Source organism: Propionicimonas paludicola (assembly GCF_002563675.1).
In the GTDB taxonomy this organism is placed as follows: domain Bacteria; phylum Actinomycetota; class Actinomycetes; order Propionibacteriales; family Propionibacteriaceae; genus Propionicimonas; species Propionicimonas paludicola.
The window spans coordinates 2,404,243-2,427,734 of sequence record NZ_PDJC01000001.1; the positions used below are offsets into that span (position 1 = coordinate 2,404,243).

The window sequence follows — 23,492 nt, forward strand, 5'->3', positions numbered from 1 at the left end:
GCCGGCGACGCGGGGAGCTAATCGCTTTTCTCCGCCCTGCGGCTGATTTCACGCCGCTGAGTCTAGCTAGCGTCGTCGCTGCGGTCGGGATTACGCGGCGGCGTGGCGTCATCGTCGCTCGATGGCGGTATCCGACACGCTCGTTCCAAGAAGGCGCCAGCCACGGCCAATCCCGCACTGGTGATGACCGCCACCGCCGAACTGATCACACGTTCTCTGGGCAATACTGCGTCCCACCGCGAAACCGAATAGCCGGCAATCGCGGCATAGCCACCAGCCAGAGCGGCGCCGACCAATAGGCTCGCTTTTCCGAGGACGACCAACCGGATGGCGCGCTGCGGCTCGAGCAGCTCGTGACGCACCTGGACGGCCCGATGAGTGGCCCACGCTTGAATGGCGGTGAATGCCGCAAGCACCGCGGTTGTCGCCACCACTGCCAATGGCAGCTGGGGCAGCGGAAGGTCGAACAGGTCGAGCACGCTGAACAGCAGCCAGCCCAGGCCGGCCCCGACCACGACCGCGACTCCGATGGTCTGCCAGCCGGTCGGACGCAGCGTGGGCTGTGGACCTGACTCGCCCATCACTCGATCCGCAGGTCGGTGCGCCGGACCACCCCGCTGGTGTCGGTGTTCCGGACGAGTTCGGCGACGGGTCCATGCCCGACCAGGCTGGCCGCCGGATCGGCTTCCAGCCAGGGAACCAGTACGAAGGCCCGCAGATGAGCCCGGGGGTGCGGCAGGGTGAGCGCCTCGGTGTTGATCCGGCGTTCTCCCACGCAGATCACGTCGACGTCGACCGTCCGCGGGCCGCCCGGAACCTCGCGGACCCGGTTGAACACCTCTTCGATGGCCAGGGCCCGCTCCAGCATCACCATGGACGCCAGAGTCGAGTCGGCGACCACCACGACGTTCAAGAAGTCGGGCTGGTCGAGCAGGCCGACCGGCTTGGTCTCATAGACCCCCGAGATGCTGCTGATGGTCAGTCCTGGGGTGGCCCGCAGCGCGTCCACCGCGCCTTGCAGGTACTCCATCCGGTCGCCCAGGTTCGAGCCGAGCGAGAACACCGCTTGGCGCAGCGGCACCATTCCGCTGAGGGTGTCGACATCGAAGTCAATGGTCATGGCTTCCTCCGGTTGATCGTCACGGCAACGTCCGCGACCGGGACCGAGAGCGGTGCGTCCGGCTTGTGCACGGTCACCTCGACCTCGGCCAGACCCGGACGGGCCAGGCAGGCGGCGGCAATCCGCTCTGCCAAGGTCTCGATCAGGTCCACCGACTCGCCGTTGAGCACCTCGGCGGTCAGGCTGACCAGCTCGGAGTAGTCGACGGTGGTGGCCAGCTCGTCACTGTCGGGGCGCGGCTCCAGCCACACCGTCAGATCGACGCGGAAGGCCTGCGGGTTCACCTTCTCCTGCGGGTACACGCCATGGCGCGCGACGGCCTCAATCCCCCGCAGGGTGATCCGGTCGAGCTTCTCCATGGGCGATGTCCCCCTTCGGCGCGACCCTACTACCGTCCGGCAAGCCCTGCCGAGCTGCTCAGTGATGCCAGCCGACCGGCCACCGCGATGGCGTCACGCTGGGCCCTGACCTGATGGGTCCGGACTCCCCAGACGCCGGCGGCAGCCAGCAGCGTGGTGATGGCCACGGTGGCGTCATCGCGCTGCTTGGGCGGCCGGGGGCCGTCCGCGTCGGCGAGCAGCTCACCGAGGAAGCGCTTGCGGGAGGCGCCGATCAGCAGCGGCAGGCCAAGTCGTCCGAGTTCGTCCAAGTGAGTGAGCAGGGCCCAGTTGTGGTCGGCGGTCTTGGCGAAGCCCAGACCGGGGTCGATCACCAGCCGATCGCGCCGGACTCCGGCGGCGACGGCGGCGTCCACCCGGTCGGCGAGCTCGGCCGTGACGTCGGCGACCACGTCGTCGTAATGGGCCAGGTCCTGCATGTGATCGGACGGCCCGCGCCAATGCATGGCCAGGTAGGGCACCTCGACCGCGGCCACGGCGTCCAGCATCTGCGGATCGGCCAGACCACCGGAGACGTCGTTGACCAGCACGGCACCGGCAGCCACGGCGGCAGCGGCGACCTCGGCCCGCATGGTGTCCACCGACACCGACACTCCGGACGCGCTGAGCCGCTCGATCACCGGAAGCACCCGAGCCGCCTCGACCTCGGCCGGCACTCGCTGGGCGCCCGGACGAGTGGACTCGCCACCGACATCGACCAGGTCGGCACCGGCCGCAGCGAGTTCGAGGCCGTGGCTGACCGCCGCCTCCACGTTCAGGAACTCACCACCGTCGGAGAAGGAATCCGCGGTGACGTTGAGGATGCCCATCACCAGGGTTCGTCCAGGTCGTGGCAGTCGGATCACCCGCAGAGCCTAACCAATCCGGCCCACCGGGCTCGACCCGGCCCAGCCCGTCCCCGGACTCAGCCGATGATCAGGCCCATCACCTCGGCGCGAGTAGCCGGGTTGGCCATCACGCCGCGGACGGCGCTGGTCACAGTCTTGGCGCCGGGCTTGCGGACCCCGCGCATGGTCATGCACAGGTGCTCGCACTCGATCACCACGATGGCGCCGCGGGGCTTGAGGTGTTCGACCAGGGCGTCGGCCACCTGTGAGGTGAGCCGCTCCTGCACCTGCGGACGCTTTGCGTAGGCGTCCACCAGCCGGGCCAGCTTGCTCAGCCCGGTGATCCGGCCCTTGGACGGGATGTAGCCGACGTGGGCTTTGCCGGTGAACGGCAGTAGGTGATGCTCGCAGGTGCTCCACACCTCGATGTCGCGGACCAGCACCAGCTCGTCATGGCCGAGCTCGAAGGTCGTCGACAGGATCTGGGCCGGGTCGGCGTCCATCCCCTCGAAGATGGACGCGTAGGCCTTGGCCACGCGGGCCGGGGTGTCGACCAGACCGTCGCGGTCCGGGTCCTCACCGATTCCGATCAGCAACTCGCGGATGGCCGCGGCGACCCGCGGCTGATCGACGGCCATCAGTCCTCCTTCTTCGGCTGGCTCCCGGAGTCAGGACGGGTCGGGTCAAAGGTCTGGCCGGGGCCGGGCTGCGGCGGGAAGGGCTGAGCCGGCGGCTGCGCCACCCCGGGCTGGGCCGGCGGCTGCACCGGGCTGGGCTGCACCGGCGGATATCCGGGCGGCGGGTAGCCTCCGGGCGGCGGGAAGCCCTGGTACGGACCGGGAGCTCCCGGGTAGCCGGCCGGCGGGTACTGACCAGCCGGCGGGAAAGCGTTGGGCGGGTAGCCCGGGGGCAGCTGCTGCGGGTACGGCGCCGGGGCCGGGTAGGACGGCACCGGACCGGTGACGGCGGCCGGTTCCACCGGCTGCTGGATCAGCCGCTCCGGCGGATCGATCGGCGGGATGTCGCTGGGCTTGCGGGAGTCCGAACCGGTCCAGGCCGGACGCTTGGGCCAGCGCTTGAGCGGCTCGAAAATCTTGGCGACCTGCTCCTTGTCGAGGGTCTCCCTCTCGAACAGCTGACGGACCAGCTCGTCGAGCACCTCGCGGTTGGCCTCCAGGACGTCGAAGGCCTCCTGGTGAGCAGCGGCCAGCAGCCTGGAGACTTCGGAGTCCACCTGCGCAGCCACGGCCTCGGAGTAGCTCCGCGGAGCGTTACCCCCGTAGCTCATTCCGACGAACGGCTCGTGGTCGCCCGATCCCAGCTGGACCGCGCCGATCAGCTCGCTCATGCCGAACTCGGTGACCATGGCTCGGGCCAGCTTGGTGGCCTTCTCGATGTCGTTGCCAGCACCGGTGGTCGGGTCGTGGAAGACCATCTCTTCGGCAGCCCGGCCGCCCATCATGTAGGCCAACTGATCGAGCAGCTGGCCACGGGTCTGGGAGTACTTGTCGTCGTCAGGCATCACCATGGTGTAGCCCAGCGCCCGGCCGCGCGGAAGGATGGTCACCTTCTGCACCGGGTCGTTGCCCGGCATGGCCGCCGCGACCAGGGCGTGTCCGCCCTCGTGGTAGGCCGTGATCAGCAACTCGCGCTCGTTCATCACCCGGCTGCGCTTCTGCGGGCCACCGATCACTCGATCGATCGCCTCGTCCAGCTGCGGCTTGCCGATGAAGCGCAGGTTCATCCGAGCGGTCAGCAGCGCGGCCTCGTTCAGCACATTGGCCAGGTCGGCACCGGTGAAGCCGGGCGTCCGCTTGGCCACGCTGGACAGATCCACATCGGGAGCGATCGGCTTGTTGGCGGCATGGACGCGCAGGATCTGCAGGCGTCCCTTCATGTCGGGGGCTTCCACCGGGATCTGCCGATCGAACCGGCCCGGACGCAGCAGCGCCGGATCCAGCACATCGGGACGGTTGGTGGCAGCGATCAGCACCACCCCGCCGTGGACGTCGAAGCCGTCCATCTCGACCAGCAGCTGGTTCAGGGTCTGCTCACGCTCGTCGTGACCGCCACCCATGCCGGCGCCGCGGTGGCGTCCGACGGCGTCGATCTCGTCGATGAAGACGATGGCCGGGGCGGCCTCCTTGGCCTGCTCGAACAGGTCGCGCACCCGGGAAGCACCGACGCCGACGAACATCTCCACGAAGTCCGAGCCGGAGATTGAGAAGAACGGGACGCCGGCCTCGCCGGCCACAGCGCGGGCCAGCAGGGTCTTGCCGGTTCCGGGCGGGCCGTAAAGCAGGACGCCCTTGGGGATCTTGGCGCCGACCGCGGTGAACTTGGCCGGCTCGGAGAGGAACTCACGGATCTCCTGGAGCTCCTCGATGGCCTCCTCACAACCGGCGACGTCGGAGAAGGTGGTCTTCGGGGTGTCCTTGCTGGCCAGCTTGGCCTTGGACTTGCCGAAGCCGAGTACCCGGTTCCCGCCGCCCTGGGCGTTGTTCATCATCAGCATGAAGACCACGCCGAGCGCCAGGAAGGGCAGCACGCTGAACAGGAACGTGCCCCACAGGTTGGGCTGCGGCGGAAGGCCGTTCCACGACTCGAGGGTGCCGGCGGCGATCCGCTCGTTCAGCCGCTTGACCACGTCCTGGCTCTGGTTGCCCACCCAGCCGGCGCGCAGCTTCTGCGGCGGATTGTCCTTGGTGACGACGCTGATGGTCTGCTCGCCGTCGTTCAGGATGACCTGAGCCAGCGGCGTATCGGAGTTGATCAGCTGTATGACCTGAGAGGTCGGCTTGTCGGCGTAGCCGCCGACATTGCTGAGGCCTTCGACGAGCAAGACGATGGCCACCAAGCCCACGGCGATCCAAAGGATCGGCGACCTGAGTACCCGGTTCGACTTCATGAGCTGCCTTCGTGTGCGATTCGTCCGGCGCGGACGCAACTAGGACGATACCGAAGCAGACAACATCAGCTGCTCGCGACGCCCTCAGCTGTAGACGTGCGGGGCCAGGATTCCGACGTCGTTGAGGTTGCGGTAGCGACCCGCGAAGTCCAGCCCGTACCCGACAACGAACTGATTGGGCAGGTCGTAGCCGATGTACTTCACATCGATCTCGGCCTTCATGGCGTCCGGCTTGCGGAACATGGTCATGATCTCGAGGCTGGCCGGATTGCGGGAGGCCAGATTCTGCATCAGGTAGGTCAAGGTGAGCCCGGTGTCGATGATGTCCTCGACGACCAGGACGTGGCGGCCCTCCAGATCAGTGGACAGATCCTTCAGGATCCGCACCACCCCGGACGACTGGGTGCCCATGCCGTAGGAAGAGACGGCCATCCAGTCCATCGCGCAATGAATGCTCAGCGCGCGAGACAGGTCGGACATCACCATCACGGCACCGTTCAGGACCCCGATCAACAGCGGGTTCTTGTCGGCGTAGTCGGCATCGATCCGAGCGGCGATCTCGGCGATCCGCTCATCAATCTGGGCTCGGGTGAAGAGAATTTCGGTCAAATCGGCGGTGACGTCAGCTGCATCCACGGGGGATAACCTACCTGCCCTCGGAAGGCGTCAGCGCCGTCCGGGCTTTCCTGGCGGCGTGGCGGAGCGCGCCGACTCAGTCCTGCGGACCGAACGTCCCGGGTGTGGACGACTCCGCCCACAGCCCACCACCGCGGCGACTCACCCGCACCCCGGGCAGTTCCACCCAGCGCTGGCCGCGCCAGTCGTCGAGCAGGGCGTCCACGGCGTCCAGGTGAGTCGCGCTGAGGTCGGTGGCTCCGGCCGCACGCAGCCAACTGCGCAGCACCCGGCCGCGAATGGCCGCCGGCAGACCCGCCAGTTCCGCTACGGCGAACGGAGCCCCAACCGCAGGCAGCTGATGGTCGGCGGCCAACTGGTCGAGCAGGTCGGCATCACGGCGGGCCAGCCCCGCCGTGCGGGCCAGCGCCTCGGCGATGCCCGGCCCCAACTCGGCCTCCAGAAGGGGCAACACCTGCCGACGCACTCGGACTCGGGTGAACCTCGGCTCGTCGTTGTGCGGATCGCGCCACGGCTCGACGCCGAGCTCGGCGCAGGCTTGAGCGGTCTGCGCGGCCCGCAGTCCCAGCAGCGGACGCACGAAGACCCCGCGCCGAGTGGGCATCCCGGCCAGCGATCGGGTGCCCGAGCCGCGGGCCAGGCCGAGCAGGACGGTCTCGGCCTGGTCGTCCAGGGTGTGGCCGAGCAGGATCAGCTCATCGGGCCGGGCCTCGGCCTCCAGGGCGGCGTAGCGGGCCTGCCGGGCAGCTGCCTCGGTTCCGTCCGGGCTGTCCGGGACGGTGACGGTGAGCACCACCGCGGAGACCCCGCGTCCGGCCAGTTGCTCGGCCACGGTGGCGGCCACGGTGTCCGAGCCGGGCTGCAGCCCGTGGTCGACGATGGCTGCCCGCACGTCCACTCCGCGGCGGGCGGCGGCGATGTGGGCGGCCAGAGCCAAGGCCAGCGAGTCGGGACCGCCCGAACAGGCCACCAGCAGCGGGGCGTCCGCCACGGCCTCGACTGCCTGGACCACCGCCAAGGTGGCCGGCCCCAGCGCCTTCTTGGCCATCAGATCCGACGCAGCCACAGCTGCGGATCGTGGATCTCGGCCAGGCTGGGCAGCGCCTCGGCCGATGCGAAGGCCCGGTTCAGGGTGGGCACGCCGGCCTCGGCGATCACGGCCTGGCAGAACCCGGCCCCGTCGCGGTACTGCTCACGCTTGAGGTTCAGGCCGAACAGCCGCGACACCAGCCCGGAGAAGCCGCCCTGGTCGCGGTGCTGCTCGAAGACGGCCCGGATCGAGGGCAGGGTGGGCACGGCCCCGGCGGGCACCCGGTCCATCATCACGTCGGCGTGGCCCTCCATCAGTGACATCACCGCCGTGGCCCGGTCGAAGGCGGCTCGCTGTTCCGGCCCGCCGAGCAGCCCGGCCAGGCCGAGCTGAGGCTTGTGACCGGGGTCCGGATCCTCATCGGCGACCACTTCGGCGATCAGGCCGGTGAGGTGCTCACGCAGCCACGGCGCGGCACCGAACTGGAAGCTGTGCGTCTGCTCGTGCAGGCAGACCCACAGCCGGAAGTCGCGGGGCAGCGCACCGAGCTTGCGCTCGAGGCCGACCACATTGGGCGCAACCAACAGCAGCCGGGACGGGTCGGCGAACGGGTCGAACTGGCCCAGGATCCTGGTGGCCACAACGGCGAGGACGGCCCCGGCCTGGGTGCCCAGGGCTCGGGCTCGGAGCCGGTCGGCGAGGCCGTGCGGCTCGTCGAGGACACCGGCCCGAAGGAGCATGGCATTGGCCGAGGACGCGGCCGCAGCCAGCCATCCGGGGCGATCCACCACCAAGGTCACCGACGAGGCAGGCCCGCTCAGTTCGGTCACTTCGGCGACCAGTTCGACCGATCGCTCGGCGGCCCGGCGCAGGTCGTCCACCACTGCCGAGATCTCACCGGATTCCAGTTCCGGACCGGGTGGCACCAGGGTGGCCCCGGCCCGCATCGCCACAGCCCAGTCGACCGATGCCTGTTCCATGCGGCAACCCTACGGCGCTGCGCCCAATGATCAGCGGCAGCCGCAGCCGGCCAGCACGCTGGCCGAACGATCCAGCCAGTTGTAGGCGCTGTTCTGCCCGGCGGTGTTGTTGCCGACGAAGGCGAAGATCAGTCGGGCGCCGTCGGCCGTGGTCACCCAGCCGGCCAGGCTGGCCACGCTCCGTAGCGTCCCGGTCTTGGCGTGGACGCGGCCTCGTCCGGCTCGCTCGGACTTGTCGTCGAAGCGGTGCTTGAGGGTGCCACTCTGCCCGGCCACCGGAAGTCCGGCAGCGACCGCCATCAACCGCTCGGTCCTCAGCGACAGGCTGATGGCCTTGGCCAGGACGTTCGCACTGACCCGGTCCTTGGTGGCCAACCCGCTGCCGTCGACGATCACCATGCCCCCGGACCATAGGCCGTTGGCCTTGAGCCAACCGGTCAGCGTCTGGGCGGCCCCGACGAAGCTGCCCGGCTGCCCCTTCGCCACGGCAGCCTGTCGCAGCATGATCTCGGCGGCCAGGTTGTCACTCTCGGCCAGCGTGTGGGCGATCACCGTCGCCAGCGGGGCCGACTCGACCGAGGCCACCACCGTCCCCGGGGTGGCCAATGCGGCCGGCTTCACCGACGTGACGGTGATCTTGGCCGCGGACAGCCGCTTGGCGAAGGCCTTCGCAGCGAACTGGGCAGGGTTCGGCTGGGCCTGCCAGGAGGTGATCCGCCCGGAGTCGACGATCAGCGCACTGACCCGGGACTCGTAGCTCTTCCAACTCGACTTCCAGTTCGGGCTGAAGTCCGGGCCGGAGAACAATCGGGCGTCGTAGCCGAGCGAGACCTTCGTGATCCCGGACGCGCGCAGGCTGGCCACGGTCTGATCGGCCAGCTTCTGCAGCGAGGCCGGCTTGGCGTCGGACTTGCCGGCCTTGTCGGTGAGCAGCGGATCGCCGCCGCCGACCAGCACCAGTGCGCCCGGCTTGGTGGTGACCACCGAAGTGGTGAAGCGATGATCGGCACCCAGGATGTCCACGGTGGCCATGGTGGACAGCACCTTCATGGTCGAGGCCGGGGTCAGCGGCTGATCGGCGTTGCGCTGGACCAGTGTCTGGTCGTCGTCGGCCAGGACGACCATCCCGCGGGTGCCGATCGACGTCGCTGAGACCTTGGCCAAGGCCGCGGCCAGAGCATCCGGCGACGGCATCGGGACCATGGTGGGTGTCGCGAGCGGGCTTGCCGAGGAGGCGTGCGCCGGCGCCGGGGCCGGCGATCGTCCGGGGGTGTCAGGAGGGCCGAAAGCACACCCACTGACCAGCAAAACTGCGGCAAGAGCCGCGCTCAGACGCCTCGATCCACCGAAAGACGGCCGGCATTCTCGCGATAGGCTCGGCTCATTCATCAAGAGAACATCATGGCAGAGAGGTTCCGATGACCCCGACCGATCGGCCGAGCTTCGCCCGCCCCAAGATCCGTCCGAGCCTGCATTTCGACGTCACCGTCGAGATCCCCAAGGGCACCAAGAACAAGTACGAGATGGATCACCACACCGGCCGGATCCGGCTGGATCGGACGCTGTTCACCTCGACGCAGTACCCCAATGACTACGGCTTCATCGAAGGCACCCTGGGCCAGGACGGCGACCCGCTGGACGCCATGGTGCTGGTCCCCGAGGCCACCTTCCCGGGCGCGCTGATCGAGTGCCGCGCCATCGGGATGTTCCGAATGAAGGACGAGATGGGCGGTGACGACAAGGTGCTCTGCATCCCGGTCGCCGACCAGCGCCAGCAGAACATCCGCGAGCTCACCGACTTGCCGAACCTGGCACTGCTCGAGATCGAGCATTTCTTCACCGTCTACAAGGACCTTGAACCGGGCAAGTCGGTCGAAGGCGCCATCTGGGTCGGTCACGCCGAAGCCGAGATGGAAATTCGGGCAAGTTGGGAGCGTGCCCGCGGCACGTCCTACGAGAACGAATTCACCCGCGACTGACCTAGCACTCCCCTGACCATGGCAGTCCGCGGCGAACCGAAGGCGCATCGTCTGTACCTGATGCGCCATGCCGACGCACTGTCCACCGGCCCGGATCCTCGTGATTTCGCGCGGGCGCTGAGCCCGAAGGGACGCCGCCAGGCGCGCGACGCCGGCGTCCTGCTGGGCAAGCAGCGGGTCGACTTGGTGCTCAGTTCCTCGGCCAGCCGGGCCCGGCAGACCACCGAGTTGCTCGGCCTGTCCTGCCCGGTCCGATACCTGGATCGGCTCTACAACGCCGGTTCCCGGCAGCTGCTCTCCGAGCTGTCCGGGGTGGACGATCAGGTGCTCACCGTCCTGCTGGTCGGGCACGCCCCCGGAGTGCCGGCGCTGGCCTCGAACCTGGCCGATCGCCAGCACTCCAACCCGGAGGCCATGGACCGGATCCGCTACAACTTTCCGCCGGCCACGGTGGTCGGCCTGGAGTTCTACAACGGCTGGTCGGCGCTGGCCGAAGCCCGGTTGTTCACCGCTTTGCACCTCTGATCCGGCGCTACGGCTACGCAGTTTTGCGACATCTTCGACGCAGCTTGTGAGCCCGTTTTGCGCTGCCGCAGGCACTGTCGCGGCCATCCGCTGACCCGCACGCCCGACGCACTCCTTCCACGCGACTCACATACCCCCTACGGTATCCACATCAGGTCAGATCATCGCCGGCACCGACGCCGGCGGAAGGAGAAGTGATGGCCGAGGTACTCGTCCTCGGCGCTGGGGTATCCGGACATACCGCGGCGCTCCACCTACGGCGACTGCTGGGCCGCCAACACCGTGTGACGGTGGTCTCACCGAACGCGAACTGGAACTGGATCCCGTCCAACATCTGGGTGGGGGTCGGCGACATGGGCAAGAAGGATGTGGTCTTCCCGCTGGCCCCGATCTACGCCCGCAAGGGCATTGAGTTCCGTCAGGCCAAGGCGGTCGCCATCCGTCCGTCCGGCGATGAGGCGGACGCCCGCGGCGCGGTCGACGTCGAGTACACCGAAGCGTCCCGGGCCGGCCAGAGCGAGCGGCTGCGCTACGACTACCTGATCAACGCCACCGGCCCGAAGCTGCGCTTCGAGGCCACCGAGGGGATGGGCCCCGATGGCTTCACCGCCTCGGTGTGCACCGCCGACCATGCCGTCGAGGCCAACGAGAAGCTGCGCGAGACCATCGCCAAGCTCAAGGACGGCCAGCCGCAGACCCTGGTGGTCGGCATGGGACACGGCACCTGCACCTGCGAGGGTGCGGCCTTCGAGTACACCTTCAACGTCGACCACCTGTTGCGGGCCGAAGGCGTCCGCGACCTGGCCCGCCTGGTCTACCTGACCAATGAGGCTGCGCTGGGCGACTTCGGAGTGGACGGGATGGTCTTCGACCAGTCCGGCTTCCAGACCACCAGCGAGCTGTGGACCGGCTCCCTGTTCCGGGAGCGCGGCGTGGAGGCCATCCTCGGCGCCCACGTCACCAAGGTCACCGCCACCCAGATCCACTACGAGTTGCTGGACGGCTCGCTGCACACCCTCGACCACGACTTCGCCATGCTCATCCCGCCGTTCGGCGGGCAGCCGCTGAAGGCCTACGACGCCGAGGGCAACGACATCACCGGGGAGTTGTTCGCGCCGTCCGGGTTCATGAAGGTGGACGCCGACTACACCGCCAAGCCCTATGAGGAATGGCGGGCCGAGGACTGGCCGCAGACCTACGCCGCGGTCGGCTACGACAACGTCTGGGCGGTCGGGATCGCCTTCGCTCCCCCACATCAGATCTCGCGTCCGCGCAAGAGCCCGAACGGGACCATGATCGCCCCGGCTCCGCCGCGGACCGGGATGCCGTCGGGCGTGATGGGCAAGACGGTGGCGCTCACCATCGCCGACCGAATCACGACCGGCTCGCGAGCCACGGCCCACACCGCCTCGATGGCCCGGATGGGCGCGGCCTGTGTGGCCTCGGCCGGCACCGGCCTGACCAAGGGCTCGGCCGCGGCCATGACTATGCTGCCAGTCGTCCCGGACTACCAGCGCTACCCCACCGGACGCGACGTCCGCGAGACCCGCGGCGAGATCGGTCTGCACGGCCACTGGGTGAAGCTGATGCTCCACTACCTGTTCATCTACAAGGCCAAGGCCCGCCTGGGCTGGCAACTGATTCCGGAGTGACCGTGACCCACCTGTCCATGACCGCGCCCAACCCGGGCGCCGAGCCGATCGCCGACCTCTCCAAGGCCCCGCTGCCCACCGCCCGGACCCTCCGGGCCCGCCGCAACATCGGTCTGCAGTTCCTGCGGTTCCTCTCCTTCAACACCCGGATCATGCGAATGGTGGTGAAGGGGCACAAGTAGCTCCGGCACACACAACGGGGCTCGGCCGAGGGTGAAACCTCAGCCGAGCCCCGAAGTGATGTCTGGGTTGCCTCAGGCCAAAGAGAGGAAGAGCTTCTCCAGCGTGGCGGTGTCCACGCTCTCGCCGCTGGGGTCCTCGGTGAAGCACTGCCGCAGGCCGGCAGAGATCACGGCGAAGCCGGCCCGATCCAGCGCCTTGGAGACAGCAGCCAGCTGGGTGACCACCTCGCGGCAGTCCCGCCCGTCCTCGATCATCCGGATGATGCCACCGATCTGACCCTGAGCGCGCTTGAGGCGCTTCAAGACCGCCTCGAGGCCATCCTTGTCGATTTCCATGGCAGTTCCCCCGCTGAAGGACCCAGTGACTTTGGTACTACCCGGCACGGTATCGCGCTGCGGCTCGGTCATTCAGCCGAACCGGAATCCTGCGCGGCCATTTCGGCCATTTCCGCGCGCACGTCGTCCATGTTGGCGGAGCGGACGGCACCGATCAGCTCTTCGAGGGCCTGGGCCGGCATGGCGCCGGGCTGCGCATAGATCAGGACGCCCTCACGGAACACCATCAGGGTCGGGATCGACATGATTCGGGCAGCCGCAGCCAGCTCGCGCTGCGCCTCGGTGTCCACCTTGCCAAACACGAGATCGGGGTGGTTGTTGGACGCCTCCTCGAAGACCGGGGCGAACATCCGGCACGGGCCACACCAGGCGGCCCAGAAGTCGACCAGGACGATGTCGTTCTCGGCGACGGTCTGCTCGAAGTTGGCTGCGGTCAGCTCAGTGGTGCTCATTCACGACTCCTCGTTCTTATACCCCCGAGGGTATCACGGCAGGCAACCCGGGCCGAGCCCCGGTCGACCACCAAGGCTAGGCCCTGGGCAGCTCGATCCAGAAGCGGGAGCCGACCCCTGGCTCGGACTCGACGCCGTAGCGGCCCTGATGAGCCGAGATGATGGCGGCCACGATGGCCAGCCCGAGGCCGGAGCCGCGGGCTGCGCTCGTCCGCCGCACCCGGTAGAAGCGATCGAAGACCCGCGGCAGCTCCTCGGCCGCGATCCCCACCCCCTGGTCGACCACCCAGATCCGCACCGCGGAGGCCGTCGGCTGGACGGTCAGAGTGATCGACGTGCCGTCTGCGGAGTACTTCACGGCGTTGGCGAGCAGCGCGGTCAGCGCCTGGCTGAGCCGATCCGGATCCGCGCGGACGAGCACCGCGGACGCCCCCTCGGCCACGACCTCCCGGTCGGGCTCGCGCACTCGCAGGTCGGCGGCCAGGCCGCCGAGCAGGGCGCCCAGGTCGACCGGCCGCAGCGCCAGCGTGGCACCGTCGCCCAGGGTGGTCAGTTCGAGCAAGTCGTCGACGATCCCGCCCATCCGGGTGGCTTCGGCGTTGATCCGGGCCATGGCGTCCGCCACCTGATCGTCGGTGGCCAACCCGCCCTGGGCGTAGAGCGAGGAGTAGCCGCGCAGCGTGGTCAGCGGGGTACGCAGCTCGTGGCTGGCGTCGGCCACGAAGCGGCGCAGTTGTTCCTGGCCGGACGCGGTGGTGGCGGTCATCTGGTTGAAGGCCGCAGCCAGCCGTCCGGCCTCGGTGGACGGGTCGCCGGGCGTGACCTGGACGAGCTCGCGTCCACCGCTGGCGGTGACCTTGTCGGCGGCCCGGGTGAGTTCAGCGATCGGGGCCAGGCCGAGCCGATTCAGCCAGAAGCCGACCAGCGCGGCCACCCCGGCCACAGCGAGCCAGGTGATGGTCAACGCGATGATCAGCCGCTGCACGGCCGCCTCGATGCCGTCCATCGGCAGTCCGATCACCAGTGCCCGGGTGGCCAGCGGCACCTCGACCAGCCGGATCCGGGTGCCGGGGTCGCCGGCGGCAAGCCGGGTCACCGGGCCGGCGCCGGTCTCGTTGCCGAGCAGCACCGGCTCGAGCTGCGGACGTGACTGCGGGGCCAGCACCGTGCGCAGCCGTCCGTCCGCGCGCTGGACGCCGACGTAGCTGTCCGACAGCAGGTCGCCGGCCACCGCAGTGCCGAGCTCGGCCCGGTTCGCGATTCCGATCAGTGCCTTGGGGTTGCCGGTGAACGAGGTGAGCCGGTCGTCGAGCTGGCCGATCAGGTAGGCCCGCTGGGCCAGCACCACCCCGGCGAAAGCGACCGCGATCAGCACCAGCAGTGCCGAGGCCGACCAGAGCAGGCGCCGTCGCAGGCTCATTGCGGCTCCCGGATGGCGTAGCCGACCCCGCGGACGGTGTGAATCAGCCGGGGCTCGGCGGCGTCCACCTTCTTGCGGAGGCTGGAGATGAACGACTCGACGATGGCCGACTCCCCGCCGAAGTCGTACTGCCAGACCTGGTCGAGAATCTGAGCGCGGCTGACCACTCGTCCGGTGTTGGTGAGCAGGAGTTCGAGGAGCCGGAACTCGGTGGCCGACAGCGAGACCTCGACCTCGCCACGCCAGACCTGGTGGGCATCGGCATCCAGGACCAGGTCGGCCACCTGCCAACGTCGCCGAGCGACGGGCTGCTCGGCCCGCCGGCGCAGGGCCACCTGCACCCGAGCCACCAACTCCTCCAGCGCGAACGGCTTGACCACGTAGTCGTCGCCGCCCTCGGTGAGGCCCTTCACCCGGTCGCCGGTGGTGCCGCGGGCGGTCAGGAAGATCACTGCGGCGCGACTGCCGGACGTCCGCAGCCGCTGGAGCACCTGGTAACCGTCCAGATCGGGCAGCTGGATGTCCAGGACCACGACCTCGGGGTCGAGCTTGGCTGCGACGGCCAGGGCGTCCGCCCCGGTGGCGGCGGTCTCGACCAGGTAGCCCTGGAGCCGCAATGCACTCCCGACCAGGAAGGCGATGTTCTCCTCGTCGTCGACCACGAGGATTCGGGACGCAGCTGCCACGGCTCAACGATGCCAGCCGACTCACTCCGCTGACGAGCACTGCGTCCAGCTTCCAGCAGATCTCCAGGTTTCCTTGAACCGGCTTCCAGCCGGCCCGTCCAGATTGGGGGCAACGACAACCTCACAGGAGGAACTGCAATGAACCTGACCACCTCGCTCGTCGCCGGCACGGCCGTCCTGGCCACGGGCGGCCTGTTCGCCGGCCAGGCCATGGCCGCGCCGGTCACCCCGCTGCCCAGCCCGACCGTGACCACCTCGGCCACCTCGGCCACCGCCCGCCAGCTCGGCCAGGCCGGAGTGATCTGGTTCTACACGGCGATCAGCTCCGCGCAGCGCGATTGCTTGGCCGATGCGAACCTGCAGCGCCCCGAGGGCAAGCTGACGGCCGAACAGCGCAGGCAGCTGAACAGCCAGGTGAAGTCCGCGCTGTCCGACTGCAAGATCACGGTGCGCGGCAAGGCCGCCGAGCGGCAACGGCTCGGCTTCGCCTGGGCCGGCCTGACCAGTGAACAGCAGCACTGCCTGGCCGACACCGTGCTGACTCGCCCGGTCGGCAAACTGACCGCCGAGCAGCGGGCGGCCGTGCGCCAGTCGAAGCTGGACGCCGCCAACGCCTGCGGAGTTGGTGTCTAGCGCCGGCCTGCGCTCGCCGAGCCTGTCGAAGCGTGCGCAGCCACAGCAACTCACGGCGCGGACGGGCTCGCTCAGCCCGGCATCGAGCCGGCCCGCGGTCGGCGCCGGAACGCACCGGCGCCGACCAGAGCCGAAACCAGGAACACCACGCAGGCGATGGCCCACCCCAGGTGTTGCGGCTCCCAATCCTGGCGGTACCCGGGATCGAGCTTCTGCCTGGTCAGCTGGTCGAACTCAGCCTGGTAGATCAGGTTTCCGATCAGCTCGCCCAGCACAACCCCGGCCACCAGGCCGCCGGCCAGCCAGCCGATCGCCTTCCAGCCCCCGCGATAGGCGACCAGGATCCCGATCGGCGCGAACAGCCACAGGTTGTGGCCCACCCAGCCTGCGGTGCCGGTGAGGCCGGGCCCGCTGCTCCAGGCCCAGATGGCGGCGAAGCCTGCGGCGGTGACGACCATCGGCAGCAACTGCGCCGCCACACTGACCGGCTTGGCGGAACGCTCCATTACACGCACCTCTCCCGATGCACCCGGGGACGGGCTTGTCCGACCAGTATGTCCCAGGCACAGCAGGTCGCGTCGAGTCCAGCGAACGCGGGCGACCGAGGATCGCCGCGGCGTGCGGAGCGGATCAGACCAGCAGCCCGCGAGCCAGTGCCGTCGGAGCGGTCGGGGCCAGCGGAAGCCGTTGCAGCAGCACGGCGTGGACGCTGTGATAGAGGTCCGGGCGCCCTGGCCACACCGTCCCGGCCGGACGATTCTGCGAATCCAACTCGTGGATCCAGCTGCCGTCCGGAGTGATCAGGTAGGCCTTGGCGTAGTCCCAACAGCGGCGGTACCACTGCTGGTAGCGATCGTCGCCGGTCACCGCAGCCAGTGCCGCCGATGCCGAGATCGCCTCGGCCAAGACCCAGTGCATCCGCTGGGTGACCACCGGACGTCCGGCCCAGTCGGTGGTGTAGACGAAGCCGTCCGCGCCGTCGGCGTGCCAGCCGTCGGCCACGGCCCGGTCGAACAGGGCCTGAGCGCCGGTGAGCAGCGACGCCGGGGCGTCCGCCCCGAGTGCGCCGCGGACGTGCAGGGCCAGCCGAGCCCACTCCAGCCCGTGACCGACGGTGGCCCCGTACGGTTCGAAGGGGTGGTCGGGCTGGTCGCGATGGTGCTCCAACAGCGGCACCCAGTCCGGAGTGAAGTGCTCGGGGATCCGCCAGTCGTTGGCCTCGGCCCAGCCCAGCACGGTCTGAGTGATCCGAGTCGCGCGCTGCCGCCACAGCGGGTTGCCGGTGGTGTCGGACGCCGAGAGCAGCGCCTCGACCGAGTGCATGTTCGCGTTGACGCCACGGTAGTCGGAGATCTGCGACCAGTCCTCGCTGGTGGAGTCCAGGTGCAGGCCCGGGCTCTCCTCCCAGAAGTGCTGGTCGAGGACCTTCAGAGCGTCGTCCAGCAGTTCGGGCGCGCCGGGCACTCCGGCCACCGTGGCCGACGAGCTGCCGAAGACCACGAAGGCGTGCGCGTAGCCGGCCTTGGTGCCGTTGCGCTGGCCGGGCTCCGGGCCGACTCCGGCGTACCAGCCGCCGTTGACGGCATCGTGCAGCTGGCCGGTCAGCCCGGCCAGGGCGGCCTGGGCCGGCTCGAGGCAGTCCGGGATGCCGGCCAGGTGGCCCAATGAGTAGACGTGCAGCATCCGGGAGGTGATCCAGGTCTGCACCGGACGAGTGAGGTCCGGGCGTCCACCCTCGGCCAGGTAGTAGGCGCCACCGGACGGGTGCGCGAAGCCGCGAGCGAACCGCAGCTGGGCCTCCAACTGGGCCTGCAGCCAGGCGCGATGCTCCTCGTCCAGCCAGCTGACCTCAGGACTCATGACGACCTCCACTCGACTCGGCGACCTCGCCGCGCAGCGCCCTGAATCGAGCCGCCGCGACGCCGTGGCCGCGGGCAGCATAGCCCGGCGCAGAGACCGGTTCGCCATTCCCGCACGCACCGCGGCGAGCCGGGCACGGCGCCCCGCACGATGCCGACCCGACTGCCAGAGCGGACGTCCCCTCGGAGGGCTCGCTGACTCGGCGCGAGGCGAGTCGGGCTACAGGTCGAGGGTCGCGATCAGGCCGCGGACGCACCGCTCCAGGTCATCGCGAATGCGCCGGACGGTGTCGAGGTCCTGGCCATGGGGGTCGTCGAGCTCCCAGCTCTCGTAGCGCTTGCCGGGAAAGATCGGGCAGGCATCGCCGCAGCCCATCGTGATCACCACGTCGGCGGCGCGGACGGTCTCGTCGGTCCACGGCTTGGGGAACTCGCGGGCGATGTCGATGCCGCGCTCGGCCATGGCCCGGATCGCGACCGGGTTCACTTCGAGGCCCGGCTCGGACCCACCGGACCACGCGATGGCGTTCTCCCCGGCAATGGCCTGGAAGAAGCCGAGCGCCATCTGGGAGCGTCCGGCGTTGTGGGTGCACAAGAACAAGACGACCGGCTTGCCGTCGGCGTGCAGACCTTCCACCCGGGCCAGGGCGTCCAGCCGCTGCCGGGCGAAGCGCTCGGCGAGCAGCGGCAGGAACTTGGTGACGCGCGCCCGGTCGGCGAACTGATCGAAAGAGCTGGCCAGGAAGCGCTCGATGGTCTCGTGCCCGTAGAGCCCGGTGAACTCGTCGGCAAGCCGGGCTGCGGCCTGCTTCAGAGCCAGTCGCTGATCGGGGTGCAGACTCTCCCAGGTTCGTTCTGACACAGGGTGAATGGTCATGATGGATCCTCCGTGAGTTGAGCCGCGAGGAGTTCGACTCGGCCAATGAGATCGGAGTAGGCCGCCTCGAAGGCGTCCGGGGCGCTGCTGCGGGCGGGGTCGGGGATCGACCAGTGCACCGGGGCGTCCAGCTCCTCGTAGGCGCGGTCGCACACGGCGATCACCAGTTCGTCGCCGGCGAGCACATCCCCGACGAGCTTGGGCTGGGCGGCGGCCAGGTCGAGGCCGTGGTGGCGTCCGACCCGGATCGCGATCGGATGGACGCGCGCTGCGGGCTCGGTGCCGGCAGACACCACCGGGATGTCGCTGATGGTGCGCCAGTAGCTCTCAGCCAGCTGCGAGCGGGCCGAGTTCTGCGAACAGACGAAGGCGACCCGGGCCGGTCGGGGTAGGTGCCGGACGCCCCCGACCAGCTGATTGCAGGCCGGAGTGCGGCGGACGTAGCTGCGCCGCCCGTCCCCTTCGGAGCGGCGGCGACTGATCAGTCCGGCCTGTTCGAGGATCTGCAGGTGGTGGGCCATGAGGTTCGTGGGCAGCCCCAGCTCGGCACCGAGCTCACTGGGAGCACGGTCGGAGCCGGCCAGCAGGTCCACGATCGCCAACCGGGAGGGATCACCCAGGGCGGCGTAGGCCCGGGCTCGCTCAGCCACATCCTTCACGATTACCTCCACACTTGTTGAGTCAATGATAGCTGAGCTATTGTGATCGTCAAGACGCAACGACCAGCCAGGAGCAGCATCGATGAGCAAGCCCACCGTCCTGTTTGTCTGCATTCACAACGCCGGACGCTCCCAGATGGCGGCCGGCTACCTGCGCCACCTGGCCGGGGACCGAGTGGAGGTGCTCTCGGCCGGCTCCACTCCCGCAGCCTCGGTGAACCCGGTGGCGGTGCAGGCCATGGCCGAGGAAGGCATCGACATCGCGGCCGAGCAGCCCAAGATCCTCACCACGGAGGCCGTCCAGACCTCCGACGTGGTGATCACCATGGGCTGCGGCGACACCTGCCCGTTCTACCCCGGCAAGCGCTACGAGGACTGGGTCCTGGACGACCCGGCCGGCCAGGGCATCGAGGCCGTGCGTCCGATCCGCGACGAGATCCGGCGCCGAATCGAAACCCTCGTGGCTGAGCTGCTGCCGGTCGGCTGAGGCCGGCGAACAGGCCCGGCAGAACCTGGCCGGGAGCGCACCACTCGCTTGCCACAAGCTCAGCGGCTGAGCCGCTTGCTGCCGAGGACGAGGTAGCTGGCCCGCCGCATCACTGCCGTCTTGCGGGCGTTGAGATCGCCGAGTGCGACGTCCGCAGCGCTGATCCGCCCGGGGTTGGCGGCACGCTCGCGGTGGTGGAAGGCGATCGCCTGCCCGGCCTGCTGGCCGATCAGCCGCGCACTCCACTGCGACCCGGTCAGGCGGAAGGACGCCAGGACGTCCGCAGATGCCCACAGATCACCGTGATGCAGGACCCGCACATAGGTGGCCTGATCGATCAGGTAGGGATTGGTGGCGTCCCACCACCCGGTCTCGGCGAGGACCGACCGTCGGAAGAGCACCGAACCCGGCTCGCCGAACAGGTTGGTGCCCGCCCGGACGGTGGCCCGGATCGCATCCTCCCCCGGCACCAGGTCGCGCAGCCCGTTCAGGCCACGGCCACCCAGGAAGACCGCTCCGTGTGCGTCGATGAGGCGCCGCCGCGCAGCGGCGATAACCGCGGACGGATTGGCGTCGAGCGCAGCCACCTGCCGACTCAGCGCCTCCGGCTCGAGGATGTCGTCGCCGCACAGCAGCTTGAGATAGGTACCGCGGGCCGCCTCGCTGACCCGGTTCCAGTTACGGGCCGCTCCACCCCCGGCCGGGGTGGGCTCCAGCAGGCGCACCCGCGAATCGCCCGCGTAGCCGGCGGCGATCTCGGCGCTGAGGTCGGCAGAGCTGTGGTCGGCGATGATCAACTCGAGGTCGGGGTAGGTCTGGGCGAGAACCGACTCGATGGCCTCAGCGAGGTAGGCGGCGTTGTTGTACGCCGGGATCACCACCGAGACCTTCGGGATCACATCGGACACGGCTTCAGGGTCCTCACTGTGCGGGGATGTCGCTCTGGTCGACATCGAGTTCGGCACTGGTGCGCTTGAACGAGAAGTACTTGTGGCCGATGAAGCTGGCTACCACCATCGCCGCGGTGATCCCCAACTGCCACGGGATCCGCGGCCAGCCGAGCAGGTCGGAAACGACGAAGAGCGCGCCGATGTTGATGGCCAGGGTTCCTGAGTTCACCACCGCGAAGCGTCCCAGGTCCCTGAGCAGATGGCCGTGCACCCGGAACACGAGGCCGCGGTGCAGGAAGAACACGCACACCAGGGAGATCACCCAGGCCAGCACCAGCGGGACGAACGAGTACACCATCCGTCCGAACCACAGATCGAAGCCGATGAACAGCGCAGTGCTGAACACGGTGTTTGCACCGCCCACGATCAGGAAGCGAACCCGCTGGTCGGCCAAGAGACGCCGCCACCATGAAAGTGCTCCATGCTCAACGGGCATTGCGTCGGCCCTCCTTGATGGCCGGGCCGAACGGATCTCGGCAGATCGCGGGCCCCTGTTCGATCACCTCTCCCAGCGAAAGCACGCCACCCTCTGGAGGCTGAGGCGCGGAGCCGGGCGAAGCGCGTGGAAACTGTGGCCGAGCTTACACTTCGGCCCGTGCCGAACCGGGTGAGGCGGCGGCCTGCCTCAGCATGACGAGCCCCCGGCCGAGGACAGCCTCATTGCCGGCTCGGCCAACCAACCCTCAGGCAATACGGTGGTGAGTAACACGTCCGCCGAGGAGGCCGGCTCCGGCCACTGTCGTGACAGTGCCAGTGGCAAGACCGCTGACCTGCCATCGCGCGCGGACAGAAGGCTGGGTGCAGAGTGCAGGTGCGTCACAGCGCCATCGGCCGGGGGCTCGTCGGATGGCTGAGCTTCCCGTTGCTGGTGCTCGTCGGGACGGCGGCGCTCGTCTGGCTGCGGATCAGCGGCTCGTCGATCGGGGCTCTCGCCCTCCCGGCGTTTCGCTCCGGACTGCTGTGGGGAACCCCGCGCGGCGTCCGCAGCGATGAGTTCCAACTGACCACCCCGTCGAATGTCTCCTCGGTCGTCCAGGGCTTCCCCGCTGACCCGTGGGTGGGACTCGCCCCGACCAACCTGGACGTCGCCGTGCATTCGGGCATCTCGACCGACTGGACCGCACTCTTCCATCCCGATCACTGGGGCTACATCCTGTTGGGCGCGGAGCGGGGACTCGCCTTCTCCTGGTGGTGGCCGTTCACCATCTGCCTGCTGGGAACCTACGCGCTGATCGGGTTCATCGTGCGTCGACCGGCGACGACTGCCGCCCTGGCCATGGTGGCCACCTTCACTCCGTACTCAGCATGGTGGTCCGCAGCCCCACCTGCGCTCGTCCTCGGCTACGGCGCGGCGCTGGGTGCCTGCATCCTGGGCGCCACCGCGGTCCGGCGGATCGTCGCCACTGCCGGGCTGAGTGCCCTGGGAGCCTTCCTCGCCGTGTGCTTCACCCTCGTCCTGTACCCGCCCTGGGCGATCTCGGTGGCCATCGTCGTGGCCGCCATCGGGATCGGACGCGTGGTCGATCTGCGTCTGTCGTGGACGCGCTGCGCCATCGTCATCGGCTCGATTGCCGCCACCGGCGGCGCGATCCTGGCCGTCTGGTACGTCCAGAACAGCCGCGCGATCGCGGCGATGACCAACACCTACTACCCCGGGCACCGGATCACCGTGCCCGGCTCGGGGTGGCCCTACCAGTTCTTCAGCGCGCCACTGAACTTCTGGATGGCGGGGCCCGCCGGCAGCACCGTCGGCAAGATCGCCGGACTGAGCTCGAGCGACAACCTCTCCGAGAACGCGTCGAGTTGGTTCCCGCTGGCTGCCTTGCTGCTTCTGGTCTGCTGGGGTCTCGCGCCCGGGGCCCGCCGGCTGAGTCGTCGCGTACTCCGGCGATCCGTCGGGCAACCGACCTCGGCGGACGACAGCGCGTCAGCCTGGACCCTGGGCCTGGTCAGCGCCGCAACCGCGTTGCTGCTGGCGTGGTTCTTCCTCCCCGTGCCAGGGCTGGTCGGGACGCTCACTCTCTTGGACCGGGTTCAGCCCGGACGGCTGCCGCTGGCCCTCGGGTTCGCTGCGGTGGCGATCGGGGCAGTGGCCCTCGCGTCGCCACCCCGCCGCCTGCGAGCGCTCCTGGTCTGGGGAGGGGCTGCGGCGGTCATCGACGGGCTGCTCGCACTATGGACCATGACCACGGTGCCCTGGGACTGGTCCACTGTGGCCCCAGCGCTGGTCTTCCTGTCCGGCTTCGTCCTGTCGGCCGGCTTCGTCCTGCTCTCCGCTCCACGCGGCCGAGCGGGTGCCACGGCCGTGCTGGCGGGGTACGCCGTCGTCAGCTGGTTCCTGGTGAACCCGGTTCAGGTGGGCCTCGGCCCGCTCAAGACCGACCCGCTCGTGCGGGGCCTACAGGCGGCCACCCAGACCTCGACCAACAAGCGCATCATGGTCTTCGGCGGGGCCAGCACCATCGCACTGGTCCGGGCCGCGGGGCTGCAGAGCGTCTCCGGGCAGACTCCCATTCCGGACGCGGACGTGATGACGGCGCTCGCGCCGGCGGATGAACTGCTGTGGAACAACTACGTGAAGTACGACTGGCAGCCCGGCCCGGCCGGATCGGATGCGAAGATCACCAACCAGCGCGGGTCCTTGATGACCCTCACCATCGACCCCTGCTCTGCGGAGCTGCAGAAGGCCGTGGGGCCCGGCTGGGCTCTGTCCCGCACACGGCTGGACGGCTACTCATGTCTGCGTGAAGCGGGCACGCTGACCCATCTTGGCGGAGCGCCCGAGTACCTCTATCGCGTTCAGTCATAGGCCGACTGCGGCGGAGGAGTCACCTGAATGTCGGTGATCCCGAAGGCACGGCATCGCCGTCGCCCGGGTGGGCGCCTCACGACCAGT

27 protein-coding genes are annotated in these 23,492 nt (G+C 69.2%); 7 read left to right on the plus strand and 20 right to left on the minus strand.

What is annotated here, in order from left to right:
• Positions 1-62: 62 nt before the first annotated feature.
• The 10 genes from ATK74_RS11240 to dacB form a co-directional block, all read right to left on the minus strand.
• Positions 63-581, minus strand: coding sequence for a DUF3180 domain-containing protein (locus ATK74_RS11240; protein ID WP_098461117.1), 519 nt, complete (start codon positions 579-581; stop codon positions 63-65).
• Complete coding sequence (gene folK / locus ATK74_RS11245) at positions 581-1,120, minus strand: 2-amino-4-hydroxy-6-hydroxymethyldihydropteridine diphosphokinase (protein ID WP_098461118.1); 540 nt, start codon at positions 1,118-1,120, stop codon at positions 581-583. The genes ATK74_RS11240 and folK overlap by 1 nt, the downstream gene beginning before the upstream one ends.
• On the minus strand, positions 1,117-1,479 hold the full coding sequence (folB, locus tag ATK74_RS11250) for a dihydroneopterin aldolase (protein WP_098461119.1): 363 nt from the start codon (positions 1,477-1,479) through the stop codon (positions 1,117-1,119). Before folB ends, folK begins: the two co-directional genes overlap by 4 nt.
• A 29-nt stretch (positions 1,480-1,508) precedes the next feature.
• On the minus strand, positions 1,509-2,327 hold the full coding sequence (gene folP / locus ATK74_RS11255) for a dihydropteroate synthase (RefSeq protein WP_211283455.1): 819 nt from the start codon (positions 2,325-2,327) through the stop codon (positions 1,509-1,511).
• 95 nt (positions 2,328-2,422) lie between these two features.
• A complete protein-coding gene (gene folE / locus ATK74_RS11260) occupies positions 2,423-2,983 on the minus strand; it encodes a GTP cyclohydrolase I FolE (RefSeq protein ID WP_098461121.1) in 561 nt (186 codons plus the stop codon).
• A complete protein-coding gene (ftsH, locus tag ATK74_RS11265; protein ID WP_098461122.1) occupies positions 2,983-5,253 on the minus strand; it encodes an ATP-dependent zinc metalloprotease FtsH in 2,271 nt (756 codons plus the stop codon). Before ftsH ends, folE begins: the two co-directional genes overlap by 1 nt.
• A gap of 84 nt (positions 5,254-5,337) precedes the next feature.
• Positions 5,338-5,889 carry a hypoxanthine phosphoribosyltransferase gene (hpt, locus tag ATK74_RS11270; RefSeq protein WP_098461123.1) on the minus strand — a complete coding sequence of 184 codons (552 nt, stop codon included), beginning with the start codon at positions 5,887-5,889 and terminating at the stop codon, positions 5,338-5,340.
• Positions 5,890-5,965: 76 nt separating this feature from the next.
• Positions 5,966-6,955, minus strand: coding sequence for a tRNA lysidine(34) synthetase TilS (gene tilS / locus ATK74_RS11275; protein ID WP_342745437.1), 990 nt, complete (start codon positions 6,953-6,955; stop codon positions 5,966-5,968).
• Positions 6,937-7,899: a zinc-dependent metalloprotease gene (locus ATK74_RS11280; RefSeq protein WP_098461124.1), complete on the minus strand. Its 963-nt coding sequence runs from the start codon at positions 7,897-7,899 to the stop codon at positions 6,937-6,939. The genes tilS and ATK74_RS11280 overlap by 19 nt, the downstream gene beginning before the upstream one ends.
• Positions 7,900-7,929: 30 nt before the next feature.
• Positions 7,930-9,093, minus strand: coding sequence for a D-alanyl-D-alanine carboxypeptidase/D-alanyl-D-alanine endopeptidase (dacB, locus tag ATK74_RS11285; protein ID WP_169923828.1), 1,164 nt, complete (start codon positions 9,091-9,093; stop codon positions 7,930-7,932).
• A gap of 224 nt (positions 9,094-9,317) precedes the next feature.
• Here dacB and ATK74_RS11290 point away from each other — a divergent pair, with 224 nt between their 5' ends.
• The 4 genes from ATK74_RS11290 (at position 9,318) to ATK74_RS11305 (ending at position 12,237) form a co-directional block, all read left to right on the plus strand.
• Positions 9,318-9,878 carry an inorganic diphosphatase gene (locus tag ATK74_RS11290; RefSeq protein ID WP_098461126.1) on the plus strand — a complete coding sequence of 187 codons (561 nt, stop codon included), beginning with the start codon at positions 9,318-9,320 and terminating at the stop codon, positions 9,876-9,878.
• Positions 9,879-9,938: 60 nt separating this feature from the next.
• Positions 9,939-10,403: a SixA phosphatase family protein gene (locus ATK74_RS11295; protein ID WP_169923829.1), complete on the plus strand. Its 465-nt coding sequence runs from the start codon at positions 9,939-9,941 to the stop codon at positions 10,401-10,403.
• A gap of 197 nt (positions 10,404-10,600) precedes the next feature.
• Positions 10,601-12,055, plus strand: a complete 1,455-nt coding sequence (locus ATK74_RS11300) for an NAD(P)/FAD-dependent oxidoreductase (RefSeq protein ID WP_098461128.1) — start codon at positions 10,601-10,603, stop codon at positions 12,053-12,055.
• Complete coding sequence (locus ATK74_RS11305) at positions 12,052-12,237, plus strand: hypothetical protein (RefSeq protein ID WP_098461129.1); 186 nt, start codon at positions 12,052-12,054, stop codon at positions 12,235-12,237. The genes ATK74_RS11300 and ATK74_RS11305 overlap by 4 nt, the downstream gene beginning before the upstream one ends.
• Before the next feature lie 72 nt (positions 12,238-12,309).
• On the opposite strand, the gene ATK74_RS11310 is transcribed toward ATK74_RS11305, so the two are convergent.
• From ATK74_RS11310 to ATK74_RS11325, 4 genes are all read right to left on the minus strand, one after another.
• The gene (locus ATK74_RS11310; protein ID WP_098462234.1) at positions 12,310-12,573 is read right to left on the minus strand and encodes a metal-sensitive transcriptional regulator; all 264 of its coding nucleotides are present in this window, start codon (positions 12,571-12,573) and stop codon (positions 12,310-12,312) included.
• A gap of 68 nt (positions 12,574-12,641) precedes the next feature.
• Entirely contained in the window at positions 12,642-13,025 is a 384-nt protein-coding gene (gene trxA, locus ATK74_RS11315) for a thioredoxin (RefSeq protein WP_098461130.1), read from the minus strand.
• Positions 13,026-13,101: 76 nt separating this feature from the next.
• Positions 13,102-14,445 carry a sensor histidine kinase gene (locus ATK74_RS11320; RefSeq protein WP_098461131.1) on the minus strand — a complete coding sequence of 448 codons (1,344 nt, stop codon included), beginning with the start codon at positions 14,443-14,445 and terminating at the stop codon, positions 13,102-13,104.
• Positions 14,442-15,131, minus strand: a complete 690-nt coding sequence (locus tag ATK74_RS11325) for a response regulator transcription factor (protein ID WP_098461132.1) — start codon at positions 15,129-15,131, stop codon at positions 14,442-14,444. Before ATK74_RS11325 ends, ATK74_RS11320 begins: the two co-directional genes overlap by 4 nt.
• 138 nt (positions 15,132-15,269) lie before the next feature.
• Here ATK74_RS11325 and ATK74_RS11330 point away from each other — a divergent pair, with 138 nt between their 5' ends.
• The gene (locus ATK74_RS11330) at positions 15,270-15,764 is read left to right on the plus strand and encodes a hypothetical protein (protein WP_098461133.1); all 495 of its coding nucleotides are present in this window, start codon (positions 15,270-15,272) and stop codon (positions 15,762-15,764) included.
• 71 nt (positions 15,765-15,835) lie between these two features.
• Here the strand turns inward: ATK74_RS11330 and ATK74_RS11335 are convergent, their stop codons facing one another.
• The 4 genes from ATK74_RS11335 to ATK74_RS11350 all read right to left on the minus strand — a co-directional run bounded on the left by ATK74_RS11335 (position 15,836) and on the right by ATK74_RS11350 (position 19,159).
• Positions 15,836-16,270: a hypothetical protein gene (locus tag ATK74_RS11335; RefSeq protein WP_098461134.1), complete on the minus strand. Its 435-nt coding sequence runs from the start codon at positions 16,268-16,270 to the stop codon at positions 15,836-15,838.
• A 124-nt stretch (positions 16,271-16,394) separates the two neighbouring features.
• The gene (locus tag ATK74_RS11340; RefSeq protein ID WP_098461135.1) at positions 16,395-17,624 is read right to left on the minus strand and encodes an AGE family epimerase/isomerase; all 1,230 of its coding nucleotides are present in this window, start codon (positions 17,622-17,624) and stop codon (positions 16,395-16,397) included.
• A 219-nt stretch (positions 17,625-17,843) separates the two neighbouring features.
• On the minus strand, positions 17,844-18,500 hold the full coding sequence (locus tag ATK74_RS15715) for an arsenate reductase ArsC (RefSeq protein ID WP_098461136.1): 657 nt from the start codon (positions 18,498-18,500) through the stop codon (positions 17,844-17,846).
• Entirely contained in the window at positions 18,497-19,159 is a 663-nt protein-coding gene (locus tag ATK74_RS11350) for an arsenate reductase/protein-tyrosine-phosphatase family protein (protein WP_245840900.1), read from the minus strand. The genes ATK74_RS15715 and ATK74_RS11350 overlap by 4 nt, the downstream gene beginning before the upstream one ends.
• 82 nt (positions 19,160-19,241) lie before the next feature.
• Here ATK74_RS11350 and ATK74_RS11355 point away from each other — a divergent pair, with 82 nt between their 5' ends.
• A complete protein-coding gene (locus tag ATK74_RS11355; RefSeq protein ID WP_098461137.1) occupies positions 19,242-19,646 on the plus strand; it encodes an arsenate reductase ArsC in 405 nt (134 codons plus the stop codon).
• A 59-nt stretch (positions 19,647-19,705) separates the two neighbouring features.
• Here ATK74_RS11355 and ATK74_RS11360 read toward each other — a convergent pair whose 3' ends face one another.
• Positions 19,706-20,554: a glycosyltransferase family 2 protein gene (locus ATK74_RS11360; protein ID WP_211283358.1), complete on the minus strand. Its 849-nt coding sequence runs from the start codon at positions 20,552-20,554 to the stop codon at positions 19,706-19,708.
• A gap of 13 nt (positions 20,555-20,567) precedes the next feature.
• On the minus strand, positions 20,568-21,032 hold the full coding sequence (locus tag ATK74_RS11365) for a GtrA family protein (protein WP_098461139.1): 465 nt from the start codon (positions 21,030-21,032) through the stop codon (positions 20,568-20,570).
• Between the two features lie 369 nt (positions 21,033-21,401).
• Here ATK74_RS11365 and ATK74_RS11370 point away from each other — a divergent pair, with 369 nt between their 5' ends.
• Complete coding sequence (locus ATK74_RS11370; RefSeq protein WP_098461140.1) at positions 21,402-23,405, plus strand: DUF7657 domain-containing protein; 2,004 nt, start codon at positions 21,402-21,404, stop codon at positions 23,403-23,405.
• Positions 23,406-23,492 lie beyond the last annotated feature (87 nt).

Coding starts and splice junctions, on each gene's coding strand:
- ATK74_RS11240 (WP_098461117.1), bottom strand. CDS start 581: ATGGGCGAGTCAGGTCCACAGCCCACGCTGCGTCCGACCGGCTGGCAG.
- folK (WP_098461118.1), bottom strand. CDS start 1,120: ATGACCATTGACTTCGATGTCGACACCCTCAGCGGAATGGTGCCGCTG.
- folB (WP_098461119.1), bottom strand. CDS start 1,479: ATGGAGAAGCTCGACCGGATCACCCTGCGGGGGATTGAGGCCGTCGCG.
- folP (WP_211283455.1), bottom strand. CDS start 2,327: ATGGGCATCCTCAACGTCACCGCGGATTCCTTCTCCGACGGTGGTGAG.
- folE (WP_098461121.1), bottom strand. CDS start 2,983: ATGGCCGTCGATCAGCCGCGGGTCGCCGCGGCCATCCGCGAGTTGCTG.
- ftsH (WP_098461122.1), bottom strand. CDS start 5,253: ATGAAGTCGAACCGGGTACTCAGGTCGCCGATCCTTTGGATCGCCGTG.
- ATK74_RS11280 (WP_098461124.1), bottom strand. CDS start 7,899: ATGGAACAGGCATCGGTCGACTGGGCTGTGGCGATGCGGGCCGGGGCC.
- dacB (WP_169923828.1), bottom strand. CDS start 9,093: ATGCCGTCGCCGGATGCTCTGGCCGCGGCCTTGGCCAAGGTCTCAGCG.
- ATK74_RS11290 (WP_098461126.1), top strand. CDS start 9,318: ATGACCCCGACCGATCGGCCGAGCTTCGCCCGCCCCAAGATCCGTCCG.
- ATK74_RS11295 (WP_169923829.1), top strand. CDS start 9,939: ATGCGCCATGCCGACGCACTGTCCACCGGCCCGGATCCTCGTGATTTC.
- ATK74_RS11300 (WP_098461128.1), top strand. CDS start 10,601: ATGGCCGAGGTACTCGTCCTCGGCGCTGGGGTATCCGGACATACCGCG.
- ATK74_RS11310 (WP_098462234.1), bottom strand. CDS start 12,573: ATGGAAATCGACAAGGATGGCCTCGAGGCGGTCTTGAAGCGCCTCAAG.
- trxA (WP_098461130.1), bottom strand. CDS start 13,025: ATGAGCACCACTGAGCTGACCGCAGCCAACTTCGAGCAGACCGTCGCC.
- ATK74_RS11320 (WP_098461131.1), bottom strand. CDS start 14,445: ATGAGCCTGCGACGGCGCCTGCTCTGGTCGGCCTCGGCACTGCTGGTG.
- ATK74_RS11330 (WP_098461133.1), top strand. CDS start 15,270: ATGAACCTGACCACCTCGCTCGTCGCCGGCACGGCCGTCCTGGCCACG.
- ATK74_RS11335 (WP_098461134.1), bottom strand. CDS start 16,270: ATGGAGCGTTCCGCCAAGCCGGTCAGTGTGGCGGCGCAGTTGCTGCCG.
- ATK74_RS11340 (WP_098461135.1), bottom strand. CDS start 17,624: ATGAGTCCTGAGGTCAGCTGGCTGGACGAGGAGCATCGCGCCTGGCTG.
- ATK74_RS15715 (WP_098461136.1), bottom strand. CDS start 18,500: ATGACCATTCACCCTGTGTCAGAACGAACCTGGGAGAGTCTGCACCCC.
- ATK74_RS11355 (WP_098461137.1), top strand. CDS start 19,242: ATGAGCAAGCCCACCGTCCTGTTTGTCTGCATTCACAACGCCGGACGC.
- ATK74_RS11365 (WP_098461139.1), bottom strand. CDS start 21,032: ATGCCCGTTGAGCATGGAGCACTTTCATGGTGGCGGCGTCTCTTGGCC.